This is a genomic window from Pseudomonas sp. RC3H12 (assembly GCF_018596375.1).
Taxonomy (GTDB): domain Bacteria; phylum Pseudomonadota; class Gammaproteobacteria; order Pseudomonadales; family Pseudomonadaceae; genus Aquipseudomonas.
In genome coordinates this window covers 4334496-4358833 of record NZ_CP075595.1, presented here as the reverse complement: position 1 = coordinate 4358833, position 24338 = coordinate 4334496, and the positions used below count along the sequence as shown (strand labels likewise).

Below are 24338 nucleotides of genomic sequence, written 5' to 3'. Positions count from 1 at the left end.
CAATCCAAGGCCAGAATCATACCGGCAGCCTAATGGTATTTGCCCGCGACGGCCACGCCAGGTGGCCGTCATTGCCAAGACGAGCGTAGAGATGAAGCGAGTGCGTTGCCTGTGGGTTATCGGCTGGTTGTGTCTACCCTTGATCGCCCTGGCCAAGCTGCAGGCGCCGCCTGCCGTGGTGCTGGATCCTGCCCAGCAGCAATGGTTGGACGAACACCGCGGCTTGCGCGTCGGCCTGGTACTGCAGGCGCCCTATGCCCAGTTCGACCGGCGCCTGCAGCAGTTCTACGGGGCGAACGTCGAACTGGTCGGCGCCTTGTCCCAAGCGTTGGGCCTGGATTTGACCTGGCGCGGCTTTGCCGACCAGGCCGCCCTTGAACATGCCTTGCAGGCGGGTGAGATCGATTTCGCTCCAGGCCTTATGCAAACGCCGACCAGCCTGCGGCTGTGGTTGTTCAGTGACCCTTACATGCGTGTGCCGCAATTGGTGGTGGGCATGCGCAGCGGCGCGGTGGCGGTAGAGCTGGAGAAACTGACCGCCAATGAACGTGTGGCGGTGCGCATGCCCAGTGCCTTGGCGGATTACCTGCGTGGCAACTACGGCAATCTCAACCTGCAGGGTGTGCCCGACGAGCGCGAGGCCCTGCAATTGGTGCTGGGCGCTCAGGCCAGCTTCGCCGTGCTGGACGAGTCGCAGCTCAGCCGGTTGTCGCGCGAAGGTGAGTTCGCCGACTTGGCGGTGGTGGGTGATATCGGTCTGCCGCAGTTGCTGCGGGTCGGCTCACGGCGCGATTGGCCAGTGCTGGCCGATATTCTCGAGCGTGCCTTGCAGGCCTTGCCGGCAAAGACCCTGGAGCAGATGCACCAGCGCTGGTTGCAGCCCAGGTATCCACGTTTCTCCGAGTCTGCCGGGTTCTGGCAGAACCTTGCCTTGCTGTTTGGCCTGCTGCTGCTGTGCGCCTTGGCGACCCTGGCCTGGCAGCGTCGTCAGCAGCGCGGCCTGGAGCGGGGGTTGCTGGCGGCCCGGGAGAGCCTGGTCGAGCGCCAGGTGCGTGAGGAGGCTTTGCGCCTGAGTCAGTTTTCCATCGACCAGAGCACGGTGGGCATCCTCTGGGTCAACTGGGACAGCCATGTGCGCTACGCCAACCATGCCGCCGAGCGCATGCTGGGCTTTGCCGAGGGGGCGTTGCTGGAGCTGCCACTGGTCGTTATCGAGCCGAACCTGAAGATGGATCGCTGGCTGGAACTGTGGAAGCGTGCCCGTACCGGGGATGGCGGCGAACAGCAGTTCGAAAGCCAGTGTCGGCGCGCCGACGGCAGCCTGTTCCCGGTCGAGTTGTCGCTGTCGTTCCTGCGTTTTCGCGACGCCGAGTACCTGGTGGTGTTCCTCGCTGACGTCACCGAGCGCCGGCGTGACCTGGCCGCGCTGCGCGAAAGCGAGGCGCGGCTCAAGGGTATCGCTGGCAACGTGCCGGGGCTGGTGTTTCGCCTGGAGCGCGATCCGGCCGAAGGCGACCCGGAATTTCCCTATATCAGCGAAGGCAGCGAGGCGCTGGTCGGTTACATCCCGGCGGAGATCCAGCACCCGCAGATGGGGCTGCGCAACCTGGTCCATCCGGAGGATCGCGCCGACTACCATCGGGTACAGGACCTGGCCTTGGCCAGCGATCAGGACTGGTCCTGGCAGGGGCGTATCCTCACCCGCCAGGGCGAGCAGCGCTGGGCCGACATCAAGGCGACCACCCGCCGCCTGGCCGATGGGCGCATGGTGTGGGACGGCGTGGTCTGGGACATTACCCAAGGCAAGCAGGCCGAGCTGGCGCTGGCCGGGTCCCAGGAGCAATTGCGCGAGTTGTCGGCGCACCTGGAAAGCGTGCGCGAAGAGGAGAAGGCGCGGATTGCCCGCGAAGTGCACGACGAACTGGGGCAGATGCTCACGGTGCTCAAGCTTGAAGTGTCGATGTGCGAGCTGGCGTTCGCCGAGCTGGACCCCGCCCTCAACGAGCGCCTGGCCAGCATGAAGCGCTTGATCGCCCAGTTGTTCCAGCTGGTACGGGACGTGGCCACGGCCCTGCGCCCGCCGATCCTCGACGCTGGCATCGCCTCGGCCATCGAGTGGCAGGCGCGGCGTTTCGAGGCGCGCACGCAGATCCCCTGTCTGGTGCAGGTACCGGACAATCTGCCACCCTTGAGCGATGCCAAGGCCATCGGCCTGTTCCGTATCTTGCAGGAGGCGCTGACCAACGTCATGCGCCATGCCCAGGCGCACACGGTGCAGATCGAGCTGGTTCACGAGGCCGGGCAGTTGCGCATGACCGTGATCGACGACGGCGTGGGGTTTGCCATGGAGGCGGCGCGGCCGACTTCGTTCGGCCTGGTGGGTGTGCGTGAGCGGGTGTTGATGCACGGTGGCAGCATGAGCCTGGACAGCGAGCCGGGCGAGGGCACCAGCCTGAGCGTGGCGATTCCTTTGAAGCAGGAGAAACAATCGTGATTCGAGTGCTGGTGGCGGAAGACCACACCATCGTCCGGGAAGGCATCAAGCAATTGATCGGCCTGGCCAAGGACATGCAGGTGGCGGGCGAGGCGAGCAATGGCGAGCAGTTGCTGGAGACCCTGCGCCACACGCCCTGCGAGGTGGTGCTGCTGGATATCTCCATGCCTGGGGTGAATGGCCTGGAGGCGATCCCGCGGATCCGCGCGCTGAACAATCCGCCGGCGATCCTGATGCTGTCGATGCATGACGAGGCGCAGATGGCGGCGCGGGCGCTCAAGGCCGGTGCGGCGGGCTATGCGACCAAGGACAGCGACCCGGCGCTGTTGCTCACGGCCATCCGCCGGGTGGCGGGGGGAGGGCGCTACATCGACCCGGCCCTGGCCGACCGCATGGTGTTCGAAGTGGGCCTGACCGAAACCCGGCCGCTGCACACGCTGCTGTCGGAGCGCGAATTCTCGGTGTTCGAGCGCCTGGCCCAGGGCGCCAACGTCAACGACATCGCCCTGCAGCTGGCGCTGTCGAGCAAGACCATCAGCACCCACAAGGCGCGGCTGATGCAGAAGCTCAAGGTCAACTCACTGGCGGAGCTGGTGAAGTACGCCATGGAGCACAAGTTGGTGTGAGTGTTCTGGTTGCGACAATGGCTTTTACGCGATCTCAGCGTAGGAGCGGCTTTAGCCGCGATGCAAGCGCCGCTGTCTCCGACACCCGCTTCGCGGGTGATCGCGGCTAAAGCCGCTCCTGCAAAGCTCGAGTTACCTGAAAACGCCATCCTTGTAGGGCGATCCCTACAGCAACTCTTCCATCCGGATGATGGCATTCTCTCAGCGCCCCCGATTTCCTGGGCTTTGCGCGTCTTCTACGCTTTTGCCTACGCAGTCATTCCAACAAGAAGGTGCAGGGCATGAGCGAGGCGAATTCGAACGAGACGCTGGTCAGCTTCCGAGGTGTGCAGAAGAGCTACGACGGCGAATCGCTGATCGTCAAGGACCTCAACCTGGACATCCGCAAGGGCGAGTTCCTGACCCTGCTCGGCCCTTCCGGTTCGGGCAAGACCACCAGCCTGATGATGCTGGCAGGCTTCGAGACCCCCACCGCCGGTGAGATCCAGCTGGCCGGGCGCTCGATCAACAATGTGCCGCCGCACAAGCGCGATATCGGCATGGTGTTCCAGAATTACGCACTGTTCCCGCACATGACCGTGGCCGAGAACCTGGCCTTCCCGTTGACCGTGCGCAACCTCAGCAAGACCGACGTCAGCGAGCGGGTCAAGCGCGTGCTCGGCATGGTCCAGCTGGATGCCTTCGCCAAGCGCTATCCCGGCCAGCTTTCCGGTGGCCAGCAGCAGCGCGTGGCACTGGCCCGCGCCCTGGTGTTCGAGCCACAGCTGGTGCTGATGGACGAACCGCTCGGCGCCCTCGACAAACAGTTGCGTGAACACATGCAGATGGAGATCAAGCATATCCACCAGCGCCTGGGCGTGACCGTGGTCTACGTGACCCACGACCAGGGCGAGGCGCTGACCATGTCCGACCGGGTGGCGGTGTTCCACCAGGGCGAGATCCAGCAGATTGCCGACCCGCGCACCCTCTACGAAGAGCCTTGCAACACCTTCGTCGCCAACTTCATCGGTGAGAACAACCGCATCAACGGCACCCTGCTGGCCAGTGACGGTAATCGTTGCCAGGTGCAACTGGCCCGTGGCGAGCGGGTCGATGCACTGGCGGTCAACGTTGGCCAGGCCGGTGACCCGGTGACCCTGGCGATTCGCCCCGAGCGGGTACGCCTGAACGGCCACAGCGAGAACTGCGTCAACCGCTTCTCCGGTCGTGTCGCCGAGTTCATCTACCTCGGCGACCACGTGCGGGTGCGCCTGGAGGTCTGTGGCAAGGCCGATTTCTTCGTCAAGCAGCCGATCGCCGAGCTCGACCCGGCCCTGGCGGTGGGCGACGTGGTACCGCTGGGCTGGGAGGTGGAGCACGCCCGCGCGCTCGATCCGATTGCCGACGCCCATTGATGGTTTGCTTTACCAACCCTGAACTGTGGAGAGAATAACAATGCGCAAGCAGTTGAAACTGACCGCCCTGGCCCTTGGCCTGTTCGCCGCCGGCCAGGCCATGGCGGCCGACCTGACCGTGATTTCCTTCGGCGGTGCCAACAAGGCGGCCCAGACCAAGGCGTTCTACGAGCCATGGGAAAAGGCGGGCAAGGGCAAGATCGTCGCCGGTGAGTACAACGGTGAGATGGCCAAGGTCAAAGCCATGGTCGACACCAAGAGCGTCAGCTGGAACCTGGTCGAGGTGGAGTCGCCGGAATTGGCCCGGGGTTGCGATGAAGGTATGTTCGAAGAGCTCGACCCCGCACTGTTCGGTAATGAAGGCGACTACGTGCCCGGCGCCATTCAGCCGTGCGGCGTGGGCTTCTTCGTCTGGTCCACGGTGCTGGCCTACAACGCCGACAAACTCAAGAGCGCGCCTGCCAGTTGGGCCGACTTCTGGGACACCAAGAAATTCCCGGGCAAGCGTGGCCTGCGCAAGGGCGCCAAGTACACCCTCGAATTCGCCCTGATGGCTGACGGCGTCGCACCCAAAGAGGTGTACAAGGTGCTGGCCACCAAAGAAGGCCAGGACCGCGCCTTCAAGAAGCTCGACGAACTCAAGCCGAGCATCCAGTGGTGGGAAGCCGGTGCCCAGCCGCCGCAGTACCTGGCCTCGGGTGACGTGGTCATGAGCTCGGCCTACAACGGTCGTATCGCCGCGGTGCAGAAGGAAAGCAACCTCAAGGTGGTGTGGAACGGCGGCATCTACGACTTCGATGCCTGGGCCATCCCGAAAGGCGCCAAGGATGCGGAGGAGGCGAAGAAATTCATCGCCTACACCGTCCAGCCCGAGCAGCAGAAGACCTACTCCGAGAACATCGCCTACGGCCCGGCCAACTCCAAGGCCGTCCCGCTGTTGGCCGACGCGGTGAAGAAGGACATGCCGACCACACCTGAGAACATCGCCAACCAGGTGCAGATTGACGTGGCCTTCTGGGCCGACAACAGCGAACAGCTGGAGCAACGCTTCAACGCCTGGGCGGCGAAGAAGTAACACCTGCGCCGGAGCGTCGGCCTGATGGGCTGGCGCTCCTCTGTTCATCGGTTTTTCGGAGTTCGCCATGGCCATTGCAGTGCCCCTCAATGAAGGCGCGGGTAAAAGCCTCAAGCAGCGCCTCAAGCATGCCGAGCGGGTCAACCGCTGGAAGGCCCAGGCGTTGATCGCGCCGCTGGCGCTGTTTCTCCTGCTGGTGTTCCTGGTGCCGATCGCGGCGCTGTTGTACAAGAGCGTCGGCAACCCCGAGGTGGTCGCCGGCCTGCCGCGCACCGTCGAGGCAGTGGCGCAGTGGGATGGCAAGAGCCTGCCGGGCGAGGAGGTCTACAAGGCCCTGAGTCAGGACCTGGCCGAGTCTCGCAAGAACCAGACCCTGGGCGACCTTTCCAAACGCTTGAACATGGAGTTGGCCGGCTATCGCAGCCTGTTGGCCAAGACCGCGCGGGCGCTGCCGTTCAAGGCCGAGCCTGCCTCCTATAAAGAAGCCTTGCAGACGCTTGACGAGCGTTGGGGCGATCCTGCCTACTGGCAGGCGATCCGTCGCAACACCAGCAGTGTCACGCCGTTCTACCTGCTGGCCGCGCTGGACCACCGTATCGACGACCTGGGCGAATTGGCCAAGGCCACCCCTGACCAGGCCATCTACCTGGACATCTTCGCTCGCACCCTGTGGATGGGTGTGGTGATCACCGTGATCTGTCTGTTGCTGGCCTATCCCCTGGCGTACCTGCTGGCCAACCTGCCGACCCGGCAGAGCAACCTGCTGATGATCCTGGTGCTGCTGCCGTTCTGGACCTCCATCCTGGTGCGGGTGGCGGCCTGGATCGTGCTGTTGCAGTCAGGCGGGCTGATCAACAGTGCGCTGATGGCCATGGGCATCATCGATCAGCCGCTGGAGCTGGTGTTCAACCGTACCGGCGTGTACATCTCCATGGTGCACATCCTGTTGCCGTTCATGATCCTGCCGCTGTACAGCGTGATGAAAGGTATCTCGCCCAGCTACATGCGCGCGGCGATCTCCCTCGGCTGCCATCCGTTCGCCAGTTTCTGGCGGGTGTACTTCCCGCAGACCTACGCCGGTGTCGGCGCCGGCTGCCTGCTGGTGTTCATCCTGGCCATCGGCTACTACATCACCCCGGCGCTGCTGGGCAGCCCGAACGACCAGATGGTCAGCTACTTCGTCGCCTTCTACACCAACACCAGCATCAACTGGGGCATGGCCACCGCCCTGGGCGGATTGCTGCTGCTGGCCACCGTGCTGCTGTACCTGATCTATAGCTGGCTGGTCGGCGCCAGCCGCCTGCGCCTGAGCTGAGGAGCCTTGTCATGCTGAGCCCTTACATGTCCCCCGTGGAGCGGGTGTGGTTCTACAGCCTGCGCATACTGTGCGGCCTGATCCTGCTGTTCCTGGTGTTGCCGGTGCTGGTGATCATTCCGCTGTCGTTCAACAGCGGGAGCTTCCTGGTCTATCCCCTGCAAGGCTTTTCGTTGCACTGGTACCAGGACTTCTTCGCCTCCGCCGAATGGATGCGCGCCCTGAAGAACAGCATCATCGTTGCCCCGGCAGCCACGCTGCTGGCCATGGTGTTCGGCACCCTGGCGGCCATCGGCCTGACCCGTGGCGACTTCCCCGGCAAGTCGCTGGTGATGGCGCTGGTGATTTCGCCGATGGTGGTGCCGGTGGTGATCATTGGCGTGGCCAGCTACCTGTTCTTCGCCCCGTTGGGCATGGGTAACAGCTTCACCTCGCTGATCCTGGTGCATGCGGTGCTGGGTGTGCCGTTCGTGATCATCACCGTGTCGGCCACGCTGCAGGGGTTCAACTACAACCTGGTGCGCGCGGCGGCGAGCCTTGGGGCCTCGCCTCTGCTGGCCTTCCGTCGGGTGACCTTGCCGTTGATCGCCCCGGGGGTGATCTCCGGCGCGCTGTTTGCCTTCGCCACGTCGTTCGATGAGGTGGTGGTGACCCTGTTCCTTGCCGGGCCTGAGCAGGCGACCCTGCCACGGCAGATGTTCAGCGGCATCCGCGAGAACCTGAGTCCGACCATCGCCGCGGCTGCCACCTTGTTGATCGCCTTCTCGGTGATCCTGCTGCTGACCCTGGAGTGGTTGCGTGGGCGCAGTGAGAAACTGAGGACCCAGCAGCCAGGTTGAATCTTCGACGCGGGTGACGTGGGGGCAAGCTCGCTCCCACGCCATCCGGTCGACCATCTGCTGCGCTGGCGTTGATACCAATCAGCCCCGATCCGCTTCCCTGAGTTACAATGCGCGCCACCGTGATTCTGCCCAACAGGTGCGCCATGCAGCCCTACGCTATTGCCCCCTCCATTCTGTCCGCCGACTTCGCCCGCCTGGGCGAGGACGTCGACAAGGTCCTGGCCGCCGGGGCCGACATCGTCCACTTCGATGTCATGGACAACCACTACGTGCCCAACCTGACCATCGGCCCGATGGTCTGCAGCGCCCTGCGCAAGTACGGGGTGACCGCGCCCATCGACGTGCACCTGATGGTCAGCCCGGTCGACCGCATCATCGGCGACTTCATCGAGGCCGGCGCCACCTACATCACCTTCCACCCGGAAGCCACGCAGCACATCGACCGTTCCCTGCAACTGATCAAGGACGGCGGCTGCAAGGCCGGCCTGGTGTTCAACCCGGCTACCAGCCTGGATGCGCTGAAGTACGTGATGGACAAGATCGACATGGTCCTGTTGATGAGCGTAAACCCAGGTTTCGGCGGCCAGAAGTTCATCCCCGGCACCCTCGACAAGCTGCGCGAAGCCCGTGCCCTGATCGACGCCAGCGGTCGTGACATCCGCCTGGAGATCGACGGTGGCGTGAACGTCAACAACATCCGCGAGATCACCGCCGCCGGCGCTGACACCTTCGTCGCCGGCTCGGCGATCTTCAATGCCCCGGACTACAAGGAAGTCATCGACAAGATGCGTGCCGAAATGGCGCTGGCACGCGCATGAGCGGCTTCGAGCAGTTGTTCCCGGGGACACTGCCCAGGCTGGTGATGTTCGATCTGGATGGCACGCTGATCGATTCGGTACCCGACCTGGCCGCAGCCGTCGACCGTACGCTGCTCGAACTCGGGCGACCGCCTGCAGGCCTTGAGGCCGTGCGCCACTGGGTGGGTAACGGCGCCCAGGTGCTGGTGCGCCGGGCCCTGGCCGGTGGTATCGACCACGCCGCGGTGGACGACGAGCTGGCCGAGCGCGCGCTGGCGCTGTTCATGGAGGCCTATGCCGATAACCATGAACTCACCGTGGTCTACCCCGGCGTGCGCGACACCTTGCGCTGGCTGCGCAAGCAGGGTGTGGAGATGGCACTGATCACCAACAAGCCCGAACGCTTCGTTGCCCCTTTGCTTGACCAGATGAAGATCGGGCGCTATTTCCGCTGGATCATCGGCGGCGACACCCTGCCACAGAAGAAGCCCGACCCTGCAGCGCTGCTGTTCGTCATGAAAATGGCCGGCGTCAGCGCCGAGCAGGCGCTGTTCGTCGGCGACTCACGCAGCGACGTGCTGGCCGCCAAGGCCGCGGGGGTGCAGTGCGTCGGCCTGAGCTACGGCTACAACCATGGCCGCCCCATCGACGAGGAGTCGCCCAGCCTGGTGCTCAGCGATCTGCGCCTGCTGCTGCCCGGTTGCTTAGTCACCGACACTGGGATAACGTTGGCGGACCTTCAAGCCCCGCAAAGCAGAGACAACGACGTGGTGGTTACTGGCAAATTCTGGATGAAAGTCATCAAGGCCCTGGCCCGCTGGCGCTGGCGCGCCTGACTCCCGCCCGCCGGCGCCTGCCGGTACATCCGTTTGCCCGACCCCATTGCTGCTTGCCCCGAGGCTACACATGACCCGCGAAGAATTCCTGCGCCTGGCCGCTGCCGGCTACAACCGCATCCCCCTGGCCTGCGAAACCCTGGCTGACTTCGACACGCCGCTGTCGATCTACCTGAAACTGGCTGACCAGCCCAACTCCTACCTGCTCGAGTCCGTGCAAGGTGGCGAGAAATGGGGCCGCTACTCGATGATCGGCCTGCCGTCGCGCACCGTCATGCGTGTTCATGGCTACCATGTGAGCATCCTGCAGGATGGCGTCGAGGTGGAAAGCCACGACGTCGAAGACCCGCTGGCTTTCGTCGAGGCGTTCAAGGACCGTTACAAGGTCGCTGACATCCCAGGCTTGCCGCGTTTCAATGGTGGCCTGGTCGGTTACTTCGGCTACGACTGCGTGCGTTATGTGGAAAAACGCCTCGGCGCCAGCCCCAACCCCGATCCGCTGGGCGTGCCAGATATCCTGCTGATGGTCTCCGATGCGGTAGTGGTGTTCGACAACCTGGCCGGCAAGATGCATGCGATCGTGCTGGTTGATCCGGCCGAAGAACAAGCGTTCGAGCAGGGCCAGGCCCGCCTGCAAGGTTTGCTGGACACCCTCCGCCAGCCGATCACCCCGCGCCGCGGCCTGGACTTGAGCGGGCCACAGGCAGCCGAACCCGAGTTCCGCTCCAGCTACACCCGTGACGACTACGAAAACGCGGTGGGCCGGATTAAGGAATACATCCTGGCCGGCGACTGCATGCAGGTGGTGCCATCCCAGCGCATGTCCATCGACTTCAAGGCCGCGCCCATCGACCTTTACCGGGCGCTGCGTTGCTTCAACCCGACGCCGTACATGTACTTCTTCAATTTCGGCGACTTCCATGTGGTGGGCAGCTCGCCGGAAGTGCTGGTGCGGGTCGAAGACAACCTGGTGACCGTGCGCCCGATCGCCGGTACCCGCCCGCGTGGCGCCACCGAAGAAGCCGACCGGGCCCTGGAAGACGACCTGCTGTCGGATGACAAGGAAATCGCCGAGCACCTGATGCTTATCGACCTGGGCCGCAACGACGTGGGCCGCGTGTCCGCCACCGGCAGTGTTCGCCTGACCGAGAAGATGGTGATCGAGCGTTATTCGAACGTCATGCACATCGTGTCCAATGTCACCGGCCAACTGCGTGAAGGCCTGACCGCCATGGACGCACTGCGGGCGATCCTGCCGGCCGGCACCCTGTCGGGTGCGCCGAAGATTCGCGCGATGGAAATCATCGACGAGCTCGAGCCGGTCAAGCGCGGTGTCTACGGTGGCGCGGTGGGTTATTTTGCCTGGAACGGCAACATGGATACCGCCATCGCCATCCGCACCGCGGTGATCAAGGACGGCGAACTGCATGTGCAGGCCGGCGGCGGCATCGTCGCCGACTCTGTGCCGGCGCTGGAATGGGAAGAGACCATCAACAAGCGCCGGGCAATGTTCCGGGCAGTGGCGTTGGCCGAGCAGACCTGCGCCAAGTAAATAGATCGGGGCCGCAACGCGGCCCCGACAACTTAGAAGTCCAGGCTCAACGCCACGCTCACGCCCTGCTGGCGCAACTCATCACTCTTGCGCCAATTGTAGTTCCCCCGCAGGTTCACCCCCGGCACCAGTTCATGGCTCACCCCCAGGCTGGCCCGCGTCAGGTTGCTGTCCGGTGTATAGCCGGTGAGGGTGAAGTCGTTCGCCGGCAGGCTGGTCAGGTGCATGCGCAAGTCCTGCTGGTCATCCTCGAACTCATGCTCGCGGGCCACCTCGGCAAACAGCTTTGTCGTCGGCAGCAGTTGCACGCTACCCAGCAGGCCGGCCCCGAGCCGACGTGATGTACGTTCCTGATCGTCGAAACCGAGCGCCGTGGAGCGGCCGCTCTTCTCGTCGTAGCCATCGACCTTGACCCGCGCATAGTCGGCACTGATGAACGGCGCCAGTTGCCAGTGGCTGCTCTCGGGCGCCAGGTTGTAGCCCACCCGGCCGGTGACGGCCCAGGCCTCGCCATCGGTGTTGCCTTTCTCGCTGCGGTCGTTCACACCCAGGGCGAAGGTGCGCTTGAGGTCGCGGTAATCCAGGTGACCGGCGGTCAATGCCGCATCAGCCCACCAGCGATCCCGGCGGAACTGAGCGAAGGCGCTGGCAAGGTAGCTGTCGAGCTTGTAATCCGAGTCATCCTGGCCCGCCTCGAGCTTTTGCCGGTACACGCCGGCCGCCAGCCCCACGCGCCACGCTTCGTCGAGCCTGTAGCTGCCGCCGAGGGTCAGGTTGTAGCCGCGCCCGTCACCACTGGCGGCGCTGCGCTGGCTGCCGAAGTCCAGGTCCTGGCCGCCGGTGGCGACGAAGGCCTGCCATTGACCGACGGCCTGCCAGGGTGTCTGCCACTGGTTGCGCAGTTCATCCTGGTGGGCGCGGATACTGGCGTGGGCGATTTCCGGGAGTAGGGTCAGCTCCCACGGCGCGGCCAGGATCGAATAGGCATAGTCGGCGATCAACTGCTGGCCGGCGATGGTCGGGTGCACCGAGTCGTTGAACAGCAGCCGGGTCGGGTCCGGGGTAGTGCCGTTCAGCCCGTAGACCGGGTTGCCCACGCAGCCGTCGCCGCTGTAGCAGGTGCCGACCAGGTTCTGGTCGGCGGCCAGGCCGAACTGGGCGGGGCTGGTGAGGGCCTCCTGCAGCAGGGTGGGGATGTTGAGCGGAATGATCTCGGCGTCGATCTGCCCGAGCTGGCTGACCAGCGACTGGTTGAACACGGCGGACAGTTGCGACAGCGGCCCTTGCTGGGGCGTGCCGCTGAAGTTCGGTGTCTGTCCCAGGTCTGGCAGCAGCCAGACCATGATGTAGCGCGCTCCGCCCTGTTGCAGCGCCTGGGCGCTGGCCGCCAGGCGGGCGCCAGCTGCGGCAGCGGTAGCGGGGCTGTTGACCAGGCCTTGGAGGAAGTCGTTGCCGCCACCGGTCAGGTAGTACAGGGCATTGGGGTCGGCGCGCAGGCCGTTGGCTAGGTAACCGTCACGCTCGCGCAGGACCACCCCCGCGCCAGGGCGCCCGGGCGGGATGACGGCTTTCGAGGTGTCGGTGATCGAGTCGAGGATCTGCTGGGTGGTGTAGCCGCCGACGGCCCAGTTGTTGCCGTCGGGCGTGCCTTGCAGCTGGTTGCTGAGTGATGTCGATGGTCCCAGGGCAGATCCCGAAAAGCCCAGCCTGCCCCCCAGGATCATCGGCGAGACGGGCGCGTAGTTGCCATCGGCATCGCGGTTGGTGAAACGCATGCCTGGCGTGCCGCCGGTCAGGTCGGGAAACTGCCCGGCATCACTGAGGCTGTCGCCAAAGACGATGAGCGATGAATAAGGGGAGGGGCCGGCCATCGCCTGGCTGCAAGCCAGGGCGAGGATGCCGAGGGCGGAGTACAGGAAGGGAGTCTTGCGCATGCATGAATATCCTTTTCGTTGTTTTTATCGAAGCAAGCCGCATGACCTTAGCAAATCGCCGGTCTTCGCCCACCATCGCATTGGTTTCCCCGTGTTTACGGGCGTATTGCGCCCGTCGCCCCGGTAGGCTACTGTGCCCTGACGTATGAACGAGACCTACCCCGTGTTGATCGTCAGCAAACTCTTGATGCGCGTTATCAAGGCCGTCGCCCGTTGGCGTTGGCGCGCCTGACTTTATCTCTTGCCGGCATGCCCGGCCCGCTCCTGTTTGCCTTCCTTTCGCTTTACCCGCCGCTCACTGCGGAACTTTCCCGCGCCCATGGCAGCAGGGAAGGCTCGAATCAAAAGTCAGTATTCAAGAGGTTCGTTCCAGATGTTACTGATGATCGACAACTACGACTCCTTCACCTACAACGTCGTGCAGTACCTCGGCGAGCTCGGTGCCGAGGTCAAGGTCATTCGCAATGACGAAATGACCATCGCCCAGATCGAAGCCCTGAATCCCGAGCGCATCGTCGTCTCCCCGGGCCCCTGCACGCCGAGCGAGGCCGGTGTGTCCATCGAGGCCATCCTGCATTTTGCCGGCAAGCTGCCAATCCTCGGCGTGTGCCTGGGTCACCAGTCCATCGGCCAGGCCTATGGCGGTGACGTGGTGCGTGCCCGCCAGGTGATGCACGGCAAGACCAGCCCGGTGTTCCACCGCGACCTGGGGGTGTTCTCTGGCCTGAACAACCCGCTCACCGTGACCCGCTACCACTCGCTGGTGGTCAAGCGCGACACGTTGCCCGACTGCCTGGAAGTGACCGCCTGGACCGCGCATGAAGACGGCTCTGTCGACGAGATCATGGGCCTGCGTCATAAAACCCTGAACGTGGAGGGGGTACAGTTCCATCCGGAATCCATCCTCACCGAGCAGGGACACGAGCTGTTCGCCAATTTCCTCAAGCAGACCGGCGGACGCCGTTAAGGACCGATCATGGAAATCAAGACCGCTTTGAGCCGCATTGTCGGCCACCTGGACCTGTCCACCGAGGAAATGCGCGACGTCATGCGCCAGATCATGACCGGCCAGTGCAGCGAGGCGCAGATCGGTGCCTTCCTCATGGGCATGCGCATGAAGAGCGAGAGCATCGACGAGATCGTCGGCGCGGTGTCGGTGATGCGTGAGCTGGCCGACAAGGTCGAGCTCAAGACCCTCGACGGCGTGGTCGACATCGTCGGCACCGGTGGCGACGGCGCCAACATCTTCAACGTGTCCACCGCCTCGGCCTTCGTGCTGGCGGCTGCGGGCTGCACGGTGGCCAAGCACGGCAACCGCGCCGTTTCCGGCAAGAGCGGCAGCGCCGACCTGCTGGAAGCTGCGGGCATTTACCTGAACCTGACCCCGGTCCAGGTGGCCCGCTGCATCGACAGCCTCGGCATCGGCTTCATGTTCGCCCAGACCCACCATACCGCGATGAAGCACGCCGCTGGCCCGCGTCGCGAACTGGGGCTGCGTACCTTGTTCAACATGCTCGGCCCGCTTACGAATCCGGCCGGTGTGAAGCACCAGGTGGTCGGCGTGTTCACCCAGGCCCTGTGCCGCCCATTGGCCGAAGTGCTGCAGCGCATGGGCAGCAAGCATGTGCTGGTGGTGCACTCCAAGGATGGCCTGGACGAGTTCAGCCTGGCTGCGCCAACCTTTGTCGCTGAACTGAAGAACGACCAGATCACCGAGTATTGGGTCGAGCCGGAAGACCTCGGCATGAAGAGCCAGAGCCTCCATGGCCTGGCGGTCGAGGGCCCGCAGGCCTCGCTGGAACTGATCCGCGATGCCCTGGGCCGGCGCAAGACCGAGAACGGCCAGAAGGCCGCCGAGATGATCGTGCTCAACGCTGGCGCGGCGCTGTATGCCGCTGATCACGCGATGACCCTGGCCCAGGGTGTCGAGCTGGCTCACGATGTCCTGCACACCGGCTTGGCCTGGGAAAAACTCCAGGAGCTGGGCGCCTTTACCGCGGTATTCAAGGTGGAGAACGAAGCATGAGTGTACCGACGGTGCTGGAAAGGATCATCGCCCGCAAGTTCCAGGAAGTGGCCGAGCGCAGCGCGCGGGTCAGCCTGGGTGAGCTCGAGCGCCTGGCCAAGGCAGCAGATGCCCCGCGTGGCTTTGCCAATGCCCTGATCGAGCAGGCCAGGCGCAAGCAGCCGGCGGTCATCGCCGAAATCAAGAAGGCTTCGCCGAGCAAGGGCGTGATCCGCGAACACTTCGTGCCGGCGGAAATTGCCGTCAGCTATGAGAGGGGTGGCGCAACCTGCCTGTCGGTGCTGACCGACGTGGACTACTTCCAGGGCGCTGACATCTACTTGCAGCAGGCGCGTGCCGCCGTTTCGCTGCCGGTGATCCGCAAGGACTTCATGGTCGATCCTTATCAGATCGTCGAGGCCCGCGCCTTGGGTGCCGACTGCGTGCTGTTGATCGTGTCGGCGCTAGACGACGTGAAAATGGCGGAGCTGGCGGCCACGGCCAAGGACGTCGGCCTCGACGTGCTGGTCGAAGTGCATGACGGCGATGAACTGGACCGTGCGCTGAAGACCCTCGATACACCGCTGGTCGGGGTCAACAATCGCAACCTGCATACCTTCGAGGTCAGCCTGGAGACCACCCTCGACCTGCTGCCGCGCATCCCGCGTGACCGTCTGGCGATTACCGAAAGCGGCATCCTCAACCGGGCCGATGTCGAGCTGATGGAAATCAACGAGGTGTACTCCTTCCTGGTCGGCGAGGCGTTCATGCGCGCCGAGCAGCCAGGGCTGGAGTTGCAGCGGCTGTTCTTCCCCGAGCAAGTGAAGAAGACTGTTCAGCAACTGGACTGATCGAACCGAAAGCCGGCGTTTTTGCCGGCTTTTTCGTATTCGAGGGCCTCATTGCGGCACCGTTCCAGCGTGGGAGCGGGCTTGCCCCGCGATGAGGCCGGTGAACATCACATCAAAGGTGGATCAATGACCGATCAACCCCTGGCCCTCACCGTCGAACAAGGCTTGCATGCCGAGCAGGACCTGCTGGCCGCCGTCTGCCGCGGCGAGCGCGAATCCGGCGTGCTGTTCTGGCGCCCGACCGACCATGCCCTGGTCATGCCCCGACGCATGAGCCGCCTGGACAACTTCGAGGCCGCCTGCGCGGAACTTGCGATTGCCGGTTGGCCGGTGCTGCTGCGCGAAACCGGCGGTGAGCCTGTGCCGCAATCCCATGCAACCGTGAACGTGGCACTGGTCTACGTCGCGCCGCGCAGCGAAGGCGACCATGGCCGCATCGAGAACGCCTACGAGCGGCTGTGCCTGCCGCTGTGCGATGTCTTGCGCGAATGGGGCGGTGTGGCCTCGGTGGGCGAGATCGACGGCGCCTTCTGTGATGGCCGCTACAACGTCAACCTCAATGGCCGCAAGCTGGTCGGCACGGCCCAGCGCTGGCGTCAGGGCCTGGGCGGCAAACGGCCGGTGGTGCTGGTGCATGGTGCGTTGTTACTGGACAACGAGCGCGAATCGATGGTCGCGGCGGTCAACCGCTTCAATGAATGCTGCGATCTGCCGCAGCGCTGCCGCGCCGACAGCCATATTGCCCTGCACGAAGTGGCGCCCGCCGCGCCCTGGTGCGAGCGTCTGAACCAGGCTTATGCGCAGGTGCTCGCGGCGCTGCCGACAGACTAACGGGTGCCGTAGACCACCATGGTCTTGCCCTTGACCTGCACCAGGCTGCGTTCCTCGAGGTCCTTTAGCACGCGGCCGACCATCTCCCGTGAACAACCGACGATCCGGCCGATCTCCTGGCGGGTGATCTTGATCTGCATGCCATCGGGGTGGGTCATGGCATCAGGCTGCTTGCACAGGTCGAGCAGGCAGCGGGCGACGCGGCCGGTAACGTCGAAGAACGCCAGGTCGCCGACCTTGCGCGTGGTGTTGCGCAGGCGCTGGGCCATCTGGCTGCCCAGGGCGTAGAGGATGTCCGGCTCCAGGCGCGCCAGCTCGCGGAACTTGTCGTAACCGATCTCGGCCACTTCGCACTCGGTCTTGGCGCGGACCCAGGCGCTGCGCTGATGCTCCTGACCGACCGGCTCGAACAGCCCCAGCTCGCCGAAAAAGTCGCCGCTGTTGAGGTAGGCGATGATCATCTCATGGCCGTCGTCGTCCTCGATAAGGATGGTCACCGAGCCCTTGATGATGAACGACAATGTCTCGGCCCGGTCACCCGCGCAGATAATGTTGCTCTTGGCGGCGTAGCGACGGCGCTGGCAGTGGGCCAGCAGCTTGTCGATGTTCTTGATCTTGGGTGGCAGGGCTGAGGAGACCATCACGAAATCCTGTTCGATGCGACGCATTGGCTTTTTATAGAGGCTGCCTGGCAGCATGCGCCAGTCATTTGGCGCCAGCTTATCAGACACTTCAACTTGAATCGGCACAAAAGCGCCGCGGCTTGAGCTTTTCCGACAGCCTCACAAGGTCTAAGCTGACACCCTTTTACGAGATCGGGAGTCCGGATTGATGAAGGCACGCATCCAGTGGGCCGGTGAAGCGATGTTCCTCGGCGAGTCGGGGAGTGGCCACGTCGTGGTCATGGACGGGCCCCCCGAAGCAGGAGGCCGCAACCTGGGCGTGCGCCCGATGGAAATGCTCCTGCTTGGCCTGGGTGGCTGCAGCAGCTTCGACGTGGTCAGCATCCTCAAGAAATCCCGCCAGGCCGTGGAGAGCTGCGAAGCCTTCCTCGAAGCTGAGCGTGCCGGTGAAGACCCCAAGGTGTTCACCAAGATCCACATGAACTTCGTGGTCAAAGGGCGAGGGCTGAAAGAGGCGCAGGTCAAGCGCGCAGTGGAGCTGTCGGCCGAGAAGTACTGCTCGGCGTCGATCATGCTCGAGCGTGCCGGTGTGGAGATCACCCACGGTTACGAAATCGTCGAGCTCGGTTGAAGCCCCTGGCGCCTGATTGTCAGGCGCTTTGCTGGCGCAGGCGTTCGGCGACCAGCAGCAACATCACCCCGGGGACCAGCGCGAGCAACAGCCACGGCGTATTCACGCCGAGCAACATGAGGATTTCAAGGTTGCTCCAGGTGGTGCCGAAGTGCTCGGCAAACAGCGCGCACTGCAGCCACGCCGTGATGATGCCGGCCAGTACGAACATGCCGACCAGCAACCGGCGGCTGACAACAAAGCCACCGAGCAGCAGGAACAGCAATTGCCCGGGTAATGTACTCAGCAACAGTTCGACGGTGCTGTTGCTTTCGGGGTCGGTGAGCGTTGGCAGTTCCAGGCTGAAAGGATCTTGCCCGACGCTGGCGAGCATCAGGCAAACGAACAGGTAGGCGACCAGGGGCAGCGCCAGGCTCTGCAGCAATCGGGTCATTGCCAAGCGCATGATCAACGACGCAGCGCTGGCAGCCACTGCAACAGGCCGGCGGGTAATCTTGCTCGAAGCTGCTCGCTCATTGCCTCGCGGCGTTTCTGGTAGAGCACGCCCAGGGCGATCACACCCAGGCCGATCAAGCTGAGTACCACCGGGAACAACAGCGAATCGGCGAACACCTCGTGGGAAAGATGCCCGAGGTAGACCGCCACGCCCATCGCGCCAAAGACCATGAATACCGGCCGGCGCAGCAGCACCGCCAGGCCCATCAGTCCCAGGTTGATCAGGCAATAGAGGAATTTTCCCCATTCACTGGCGCTGTTCATCAGCGTCAACCCACCCCAGAATGCCGCCAGTCCGGCGAGATAACCCCAGAAGGCATAGTCGCGCTTGGTGCGCCCGTCGACCACGAGGAAGACCAGCAGCAGGCCAAGGCCGAACCACAGCGATACCGTGCGCCGTTGCTCCCAGGTGAATACCTCGCCGTGGAACCATTCGCTGAGGTCCATGGACATGAACCACAGCGCCACGGCAATCGGCATGACGATGAACGGGAAGGGAATCAGGCGCAGCATCAGCAGGCCGGCGAGTACCGTCGCCACTTCCATCACCACCCAGCCACCCTGTACATGGGTGAAGTACCAGTCGTAGCCACCTCTGATGTCGTTTAGCGGCCACCAGCCGACCAACCGCTCGATGGCGAATACCGCCAGCGGCACGATGCTCACGGCCACGGCGGCCAGCACACCGGCGGCAATGGGTTGGGCGCGACGCTGCAGGGAGAGGGCGAACAGGGTGATGCCGACGATATACAGCAAGGCGAAAGCCAGCAGCGCGCTGTCGCCGATGCGCATCCAGGCCTCGGTGAGCATCCAGCCCATGGCGCCCATGATCAGCAGCGCGCCCAGGTAGAAGGCGACGTGGGCCAGCTGGAAGCTGGCACGGCTGGGCGGTTGCTGGCGCAGGAACGCCAGCAGGGCCTGGTCTTGGCCGGGCTGCAGGATGCCGGCAGTCACGGCGTGAGCCAGGTCCCTGGCGTCGAAGCGGTCCATGCGGGGAAACCTCAGATACGGTAGGTGCTCTTGGTCATGACCTTGGCCAGCAGGCTCATGCCAAAGCGCACGGGCGCCGGGAAGCGGTAGCCGCCGGCTTCCAGCGCGGACTCGGCATGGTGTTCCTCGTCGACGCGCATCTGTTCGAGGATGGCGCGGGACTTGCCGTCGTTCTCGGGGATCTGCTCCAGGTGTTCGTCCAGGTGCTTGCACACCTGATGCTCGGTAGCGGCGACGAAGCCCAGGCTGACCTTGTCGCTGACCAGCCCGGCGAGGGCGCCGATGCCGAACGACAGGCCGTAGAACACCGGATTGAGCACGCTGGGGTGGCTGTTGAGCTGGCGAATACGCTGCTCGCACCAGGCCAGGTGGTCGATTTCTTCTTCCGCCGCATGCTCCATGGCCTTGCGCACCTGGGGCAGCTTGGCGGTCAGGGCTTGGCCCTGGTACAGCGCCTGGGCGCAGACTTCGCCGGTGTGGTTGATGCGCATCAGGCCGGCGATATGGCGGGACTGCTGCTCATCGAGCTCGGCGTCCGGCTGGACGATGGCCGGCGAGGGGCGGGCGGGTTGGCCGCTGAAGGGCAGCAAGGTGCGCATGGCGGTATCGGCCTGCAGCAACAAGCGGTCGAGCGGCGAGTAGTGACGTTCGGTAGCCATCGGGCACCTCCGCTGAAGTGATGCCCGACAGTCTACCTCAATACCCTTGGGCGGGCTTGCCTTGGATCAGCCCGGCGGCCAGTGCATCTGGCGCTGGCCAAGCACGTGCATGTGGATGTGGTAGACGGTCTGGCCGCCTTTCGGGTTGCAGTTCATGACGACGCGGAAGCCTTCCTCGCAGCCCTGCTCGACGGCCAGACGCTGGGCGGTGAACAGAATATGGCCGGCCAGGGCCTTGTCCTCTTCGGTCAGGTCGTTGAGGGTGCGGATGTGTTTTTTCGGAATGACCAGAAAATGCACAGGCGCCGCTGGGGCAATGTCCTTGAAGGCCAGGATCTGGTCATCTTCATAGATGATATCCGCCGGGATTTCCCGGTTGATGATTTTGAGGAATAGATCGTCCACAGCACGTGCTCCATGGTGATTGTCGGGGCTGAGTGTACTGAGCCCGACGCTGCTCGCCCAGTGGCTATTCCATGCCGACCGGGCAGTAGCGCCGATGGATAACGCCGGCCAGCTTGCGCGCCAGCCAGCGCGGTAGCAGGCGTGGGGCGAAGGCCAGCCAGCGGTTGCGCCTGCCGGGCAGGATCAGGGCGCGGTTCTTGTCCAGGGCGCGCACTGTATACAGGGCGATTTCTTCGGGACTCAGGCAGCGGGTGTTGCCTTCCAGCCGGGGAATGCGACGTCTGGCGGAGCGCACCGGTCCGGGGCACAGCACCGATACCTTGATTCCGGTGCGTTTCAGCTCTTCGCGCAACGCCTCGGAAAAACTCAGCACATAGGCCTTGCTGGCCGCATAGGCGGCCATCCACGGCCCGGGGGCGACGCCGGCAAGTCCCGCGACATTGAGGATCTGCCCGCCACCTTGGATCGCCATCAGGTTGCCGATGGCATGGCACAGGCGACTGAGCGCGAGGATGTTGACCTCGAGCAGGTCCTGCTCATCGGCCCATTCATGCGCCAGGAATGGCCCGTAGGTGCGCTGCCCCGCGCAGTTGACCAGAAGGTCGATACGCCGCTCGCCTTCCTCCAGCTCAAGCACGAAGCCCGACAGGCGCAAGGGTTGGCTGAGGTCGCAGGCACGGAACAGCACTTCCACGCCAAAGCGTTGGGTGAGTTCGATGGCCACCGGCTCCAGCGTTTCGCGCTGGCGTGCCACCAGGATCAGGTTGCGCCCGCGCCGTGCCAGAGCCTCCGCCAGGGCCAGGCCCAGGCCGCTGGAAGCACCAGTGATCATGGCGTAACGGGTCATGCAAGGCTCCTGGGGCGAAAGGGGCGCCTAGTGTACAGCGTGGCCGTTTTGCTACAAGGCGTTGCTGCGCAGCTGCTGGCTGCGTTCGAGGGCCGCTTGGTATTCGTCCTGCAAGCGCCCGATCAGGTCACCGGCAGTGGGCAGGTCATGGATTTCGCCGACACCCTGGCCGGCCGACCATACGGTCTTCCAGGCCTTGGCTTCCTCGTCCAGCGGCTTGAGCTTACCGGCCTCGTGGTTGCTCTTGAGCGCGGCCAGGTCGTACCCGGCCTGCTCGAGGCTCTGGCGCAGGAAGCTGGCGGGGATGCCGGACACTGCCGGGGTATGCACGATATCGGCCGCACCTGCGCCCAGGATCATCTGTTTGTAGGCGTCCTGGGCCTGGCTCTCGCGGGTGGCGATGAAGCGTGTGCCCATGTAGCCGAGGTCCACCCCCAGCAATTGCGCGGCCAGCAGTTCGTGGCCATGGTTGAGGCAGCCCGCCAGCAGCAGGGTCTTGTCGAAGAACTGGCGGATCTCCGCAACCAAGGCGAACGGACTCCAGGTGCCGGCATGGCCCCCGGCCCCGGCCGCCACCGCGATAAGGCCGTCGACACCTGCCTCTGCGGCCTTTTCGGCGTGGCGACGGGTCGTCACGTCATGGAACACCAGGCCGCCATAGCCGTGCACCGCATCGACCACCTCCTTCACCGCGCCGAGGCTGGTGATGACGATGGGGACCCGATGTTCGACGCACAGTGCAAGGTCGGCCTGCAGACGCGGGTTGCTCGGGTGCACGATGAGATTTACCGCATAGGGAGCAGGTGCCTGCAGTTCGTCCAGCCCTGCTTCGATCTCCTCCAGCCAGGCCTTGAACCCTGCACTGTCACGCTGGTTCAGCGCCGGGAAGCTGCCCACCACGCCATTGGCGCAGCAGGCCAGCACAAGCCGGGGGTTGGAAATCAGGAACATCGGCGCCGCAACCAGAGGCAAGCGCAGGTGTTTTGCGAGCGAGGCGGGCAGGGACATGGCGAAACTCCTGTAGGCGGGTGGATATCGTCAGAACGGTTTGACCACCACGAGAATTACGACGCCCAGCAGCATCAGCACCGGTGCTTCGTTGAACCAGCGGTAGTACACGTGGCTGCGGGTGTTGGTGCCGGCGGCGAAGCGTTTGCGCTGGGCGCCGCACATGTGATGGTAGACGGTGAGCAGCGCGACCAGGGTGAGCTTGGCGTGCAGCCAGCCCTGGCTCAGCCAGCCGGGGTTCAGGTACAGCATCCAGCCGCCGAACACATAGGTGGCGATCATCGCCGGGTTCATGATGCCCCGGTACAGCTTGCGCTCCATGGTGACGAATCGATCGAGGCTGATGCTGTCCTGGCTCTGGGCGTGATAGACGAACAGCCGTGGCAGGTAGAACAGGCCGGCGAACCAGCAGACCACGCTGACGATATGCAGCGCCTTGATCCATAGATAGAGCATGGGGAGTTCCTTCAGGTTTTCACGGTCGTCAGATAGTAGAGTCCAAGGGGCCGAAGGGTCATCCCAAGAGTTGTTACAGGCGCCTTGGCCCCCTATTATCGTGCGCTTTCCAGTGGTCTCGTTGATAAGGGGCAAGCGTCATGATCAAGGTCGGTATCGTCGGCGGCACGGGTTACACCGGTGTCGAACTGCTGCGTCTGCTGGCGCAGCATCCACAGGCCGAAGTGGCGGTCATCACTTCGCGCTCCGAGGCGGGCGTGGCGGTTGCCGACATGTATCCGAACCTGCGCGGCCACTACGACGGCCTGGCGTTCAGCGTTCCGGACAGCAAGACCCTGGCGGCCTGCGATGTGGTGTTCTTCGCCACGCCCCATGGTGTCGCCCACGCCTTGGCCGGCGAGCTGCTGGCCGCCGGGACCAAGGTCATCGACCTGTCCGCCGACTTCCGCCTGCAGGACGCTGTCGAGTGGGGCAAGTGGTACGGCCAGCCTCACGGCGCCCCAGAGTTGCTCAAGGACGCGGTCTACGGTTTACCTGAGGTGAATCGCGAGAAGATCCGCCAGGCGCAGCTGATCGCAGTGCCGGGTTGCTATCCGACCGCCACCCAGCTCGGCTTCCTGCCCCTTCTGGAGGCTGGCCTGGCCGATCCGTCGCGCCTGATCGCCGACTGCAAGTCGGGCGTCAGCGGCGCCGGGCGTGGTGCCGCTGTGGGCTCGCTGTTCTGCGAGGCTGGTGAAAGCATGAAGGCCTATGCGGTCAAGGGCCACCGTCATCTGCCGGAGATCAGCCAGGGCCTGCGCCAGGCAGCCGGCAAGGACATCGGCCTGACCTTTGTGCCGCACCTGACGCCGATGATCCGCGGCATCCATGCCACGCTCTATGCGACGGTCGCCGACACGTCTGTCGACCTGCAGGCGCTGTTCGAGAAGCGCTATGCCAATGAACCGTTCGTCGACGTGATGCCCGCCGGCAGCCACCCGGAAACCCGCAGCGTGCGCGGTGCCAACGTCTGCCGCATCGCCGTGCACCGGCCGCAGGGCGGTGACCTGGTGGTGGTGCTGTCGGTGATCGACAACCTGGTCAAGGGCGCGTCGGGCCAGGCGGTGCAGAACCTCAACATCCTGTTCGGCCTGGATGAGCGCATGGGCCTGTCCCACGCGGGCCTGCTGCCGTAAGCCAGCGTACGTCGCCAAGGCCCGCCGCGTGCGGGCCTTTTTCGTGGGGCCGACTAAAGCCGCACAATTCTTGACCGATTTTCTCGGACAAGCGGATAATACGCCCCATCGAGTTTTATGGCGGCACTGCGCCGGGAGAATCAACATGAGCGTCGAATCCTTCACCCCCACGGCTTTGGAGTTCACCCCCGGGGCTGCGCACAAGGTGAAGACCTTGGTCAGCGAAGAGGGCAACGACCGGCTGAAGCTGCGTGTGTTCGTGACCGGCGGCGGTTGCTCGGGCTTCCAGTACGGCTTCACCTTCGATGAGGACGTGGCCGATGACGACACCATCGTCGAGCGCGAAGGCGTTGCACTGGTCGTCGACCCGATGAGCTACCAGTACCTGGCCGGCGCCGAGGTGGATTACCAGGAGGGGCTGGAAGGCTCGCGCTTCGTGATCAAGAACCCGAACGCCACCACCACCTGCGGTTGCGGTTCGTCGTTCTCGATCTGAT

General features: G+C 64.3%; 25 protein-coding genes. 16 read left to right on the top strand and 9 right to left on the bottom strand.

The genetic code is table 11. The features are described 5' to 3' along the window. The first annotated feature begins 91 nt into the window (after positions 1-91). The 9 genes from KHO27_RS19895 (at position 92) to trpE (ending at position 10931) form a co-directional block, all read left to right on the top strand. Complete coding sequence (locus KHO27_RS19895) at positions 92-2494, top strand: PAS domain-containing sensor histidine kinase (RefSeq protein ID WP_214500667.1); 2403 nt, start codon at positions 92-94, stop codon at positions 2492-2494. Continuing rightward, complete coding sequence (locus KHO27_RS19890) at positions 2488-3120, top strand: response regulator (RefSeq protein WP_214502010.1); 633 nt, start codon at positions 2488-2490, stop codon at positions 3118-3120. Before KHO27_RS19895 ends, KHO27_RS19890 begins: the two co-directional genes overlap by 7 nt. 281 nt (positions 3121-3401) lie before the next feature. Beyond that, the gene (locus tag KHO27_RS19885; protein ID WP_214500666.1) at positions 3402-4514 is read left to right on the top strand and encodes an ABC transporter ATP-binding protein; all 1113 of its coding nucleotides are present in this window, start codon (positions 3402-3404) and stop codon (positions 4512-4514) included. Between the two features lie 40 nt (positions 4515-4554). Next, positions 4555-5589 carry an ABC transporter substrate-binding protein gene (locus tag KHO27_RS19880; RefSeq protein ID WP_214500665.1) on the top strand — a complete coding sequence of 345 codons (1035 nt, stop codon included), beginning with the start codon at positions 4555-4557 and terminating at the stop codon, positions 5587-5589. Positions 5590-5656: 67 nt separating this feature from the next. Next, entirely contained in the window at positions 5657-6904 is a 1248-nt protein-coding gene (locus KHO27_RS19875) for an ABC transporter permease (RefSeq protein ID WP_110697494.1), read from the top strand. A gap of 11 nt (positions 6905-6915) precedes the next feature. Continuing rightward, positions 6916-7743 carry an ABC transporter permease gene (locus tag KHO27_RS19870; protein ID WP_023630658.1) on the top strand — a complete coding sequence of 276 codons (828 nt, stop codon included), beginning with the start codon at positions 6916-6918 and terminating at the stop codon, positions 7741-7743. 146 nt (positions 7744-7889) lie between these two features. Continuing rightward, entirely contained in the window at positions 7890-8564 is a 675-nt protein-coding gene (gene rpe, locus KHO27_RS19865; RefSeq protein WP_102685224.1) for a ribulose-phosphate 3-epimerase, read from the top strand. Next, the gene (locus KHO27_RS19860) at positions 8561-9379 is read left to right on the top strand and encodes a phosphoglycolate phosphatase (RefSeq protein WP_023630656.1); all 819 of its coding nucleotides are present in this window, start codon (positions 8561-8563) and stop codon (positions 9377-9379) included. The genes rpe and KHO27_RS19860 overlap by 4 nt, the downstream gene beginning before the upstream one ends. Positions 9380-9449: 70 nt before the next feature. Continuing rightward, positions 9450-10931, top strand: coding sequence for an anthranilate synthase component I (gene trpE / locus KHO27_RS19855; RefSeq protein WP_110697500.1), 1482 nt, complete (start codon positions 9450-9452; stop codon positions 10929-10931). Between the two features lie 32 nt (positions 10932-10963). Here trpE and estP read toward each other — a convergent pair whose 3' ends face one another. Next, positions 10964-12865: an esterase EstP gene (gene estP, locus KHO27_RS19850; protein ID WP_214500664.1), complete on the bottom strand. Its 1902-nt coding sequence runs from the start codon at positions 12863-12865 to the stop codon at positions 10964-10966. 373 nt (positions 12866-13238) lie between these two features. Between estP and KHO27_RS19845 the strand changes: the two genes are divergently transcribed. The 4 genes from KHO27_RS19845 to KHO27_RS19830 all read left to right on the top strand — a co-directional run bounded on the left by KHO27_RS19845 (position 13239) and on the right by KHO27_RS19830 (position 16552). Then, positions 13239-13832: an aminodeoxychorismate/anthranilate synthase component II gene (locus KHO27_RS19845; RefSeq protein WP_023629300.1), complete on the top strand. Its 594-nt coding sequence runs from the start codon at positions 13239-13241 to the stop codon at positions 13830-13832. A 9-nt stretch (positions 13833-13841) separates the two neighbouring features. Continuing rightward, entirely contained in the window at positions 13842-14891 is a 1050-nt protein-coding gene (trpD, locus tag KHO27_RS19840) for an anthranilate phosphoribosyltransferase (protein ID WP_102685216.1), read from the top strand. Beyond that, entirely contained in the window at positions 14888-15721 is an 834-nt protein-coding gene (gene trpC, locus KHO27_RS19835; RefSeq protein ID WP_110697504.1) for an indole-3-glycerol phosphate synthase TrpC, read from the top strand. The genes trpD and trpC overlap by 4 nt, the downstream gene beginning before the upstream one ends. A gap of 126 nt (positions 15722-15847) precedes the next feature. After that, entirely contained in the window at positions 15848-16552 is a 705-nt protein-coding gene (locus KHO27_RS19830) for a lipoate--protein ligase family protein (protein WP_110697506.1), read from the top strand. Here KHO27_RS19830 and crp read toward each other — a convergent pair. Then, positions 16549-17193 (bottom strand): cAMP-activated global transcriptional regulator CRP, encoded by a 645-nt coding sequence (gene crp / locus KHO27_RS19825; protein ID WP_110697544.1) that lies wholly within the window; start codon positions 17191-17193, stop codon positions 16549-16551. The two genes, KHO27_RS19830 and crp, sit on opposite strands and share 4 nt — an antisense overlap. 190 nt (positions 17194-17383) lie before the next feature. Between crp and KHO27_RS19820 the strand changes: the two genes are divergently transcribed. Then, on the top strand, positions 17384-17806 hold the full coding sequence (locus tag KHO27_RS19820; protein ID WP_023532673.1) for an OsmC family protein: 423 nt from the start codon (positions 17384-17386) through the stop codon (positions 17804-17806). A gap of 19 nt (positions 17807-17825) precedes the next feature. On the opposite strand, the gene KHO27_RS19815 is transcribed toward KHO27_RS19820, so the two are convergent. From KHO27_RS19815 to hemJ, 7 genes are all read right to left on the bottom strand, one after another. Beyond that, positions 17826-18239: a hypothetical protein gene (locus KHO27_RS19815; RefSeq protein WP_250888387.1), complete on the bottom strand. Its 414-nt coding sequence runs from the start codon at positions 18237-18239 to the stop codon at positions 17826-17828. A gap of 14 nt (positions 18240-18253) precedes the next feature. Next, positions 18254-19291: a DUF2157 domain-containing protein gene (locus KHO27_RS19810; protein WP_111532031.1), complete on the bottom strand. Its 1038-nt coding sequence runs from the start codon at positions 19289-19291 to the stop codon at positions 18254-18256. An 11-nt stretch (positions 19292-19302) separates the two neighbouring features. Further along, the gene (coq7, locus tag KHO27_RS19805; protein WP_023629307.1) at positions 19303-19950 is read right to left on the bottom strand and encodes a 2-polyprenyl-3-methyl-6-methoxy-1,4-benzoquinone monooxygenase; all 648 of its coding nucleotides are present in this window, start codon (positions 19948-19950) and stop codon (positions 19303-19305) included. A gap of 66 nt (positions 19951-20016) precedes the next feature. After that, a complete protein-coding gene (locus tag KHO27_RS19800) occupies positions 20017-20355 on the bottom strand; it encodes a histidine triad nucleotide-binding protein (protein WP_011531867.1) in 339 nt (112 codons plus the stop codon). 64 nt (positions 20356-20419) lie between these two features. Next, positions 20420-21202 (bottom strand): SDR family NAD(P)-dependent oxidoreductase, encoded by a 783-nt coding sequence (locus KHO27_RS19795; protein ID WP_110697510.1) that lies wholly within the window; start codon positions 21200-21202, stop codon positions 20420-20422. A 51-nt stretch (positions 21203-21253) separates the two neighbouring features. Beyond that, a complete protein-coding gene (locus KHO27_RS19790; protein WP_110697512.1) occupies positions 21254-22210 on the bottom strand; it encodes an NAD(P)H-dependent flavin oxidoreductase in 957 nt (318 codons plus the stop codon). Between the two features lie 30 nt (positions 22211-22240). Further along, positions 22241-22666, bottom strand: a complete 426-nt coding sequence (gene hemJ / locus KHO27_RS19785) for a protoporphyrinogen oxidase HemJ (protein WP_110697514.1) — start codon at positions 22664-22666, stop codon at positions 22241-22243. Positions 22667-22806: 140 nt separating this feature from the next. Between hemJ and argC the strand changes: the two genes are divergently transcribed. Together argC and erpA are read left to right on the top strand one after the other, a co-directional pair. Next, a complete protein-coding gene (argC, locus tag KHO27_RS19780; protein WP_023629311.1) occupies positions 22807-23841 on the top strand; it encodes an N-acetyl-gamma-glutamyl-phosphate reductase in 1035 nt (344 codons plus the stop codon). A gap of 145 nt (positions 23842-23986) precedes the next feature. Further along, complete coding sequence (gene erpA, locus KHO27_RS19775) at positions 23987-24337, top strand: iron-sulfur cluster insertion protein ErpA (RefSeq protein ID WP_023629312.1); 351 nt, start codon at positions 23987-23989, stop codon at positions 24335-24337. The last annotated feature ends 1 nt before the right edge of the window (position 24338 follow it).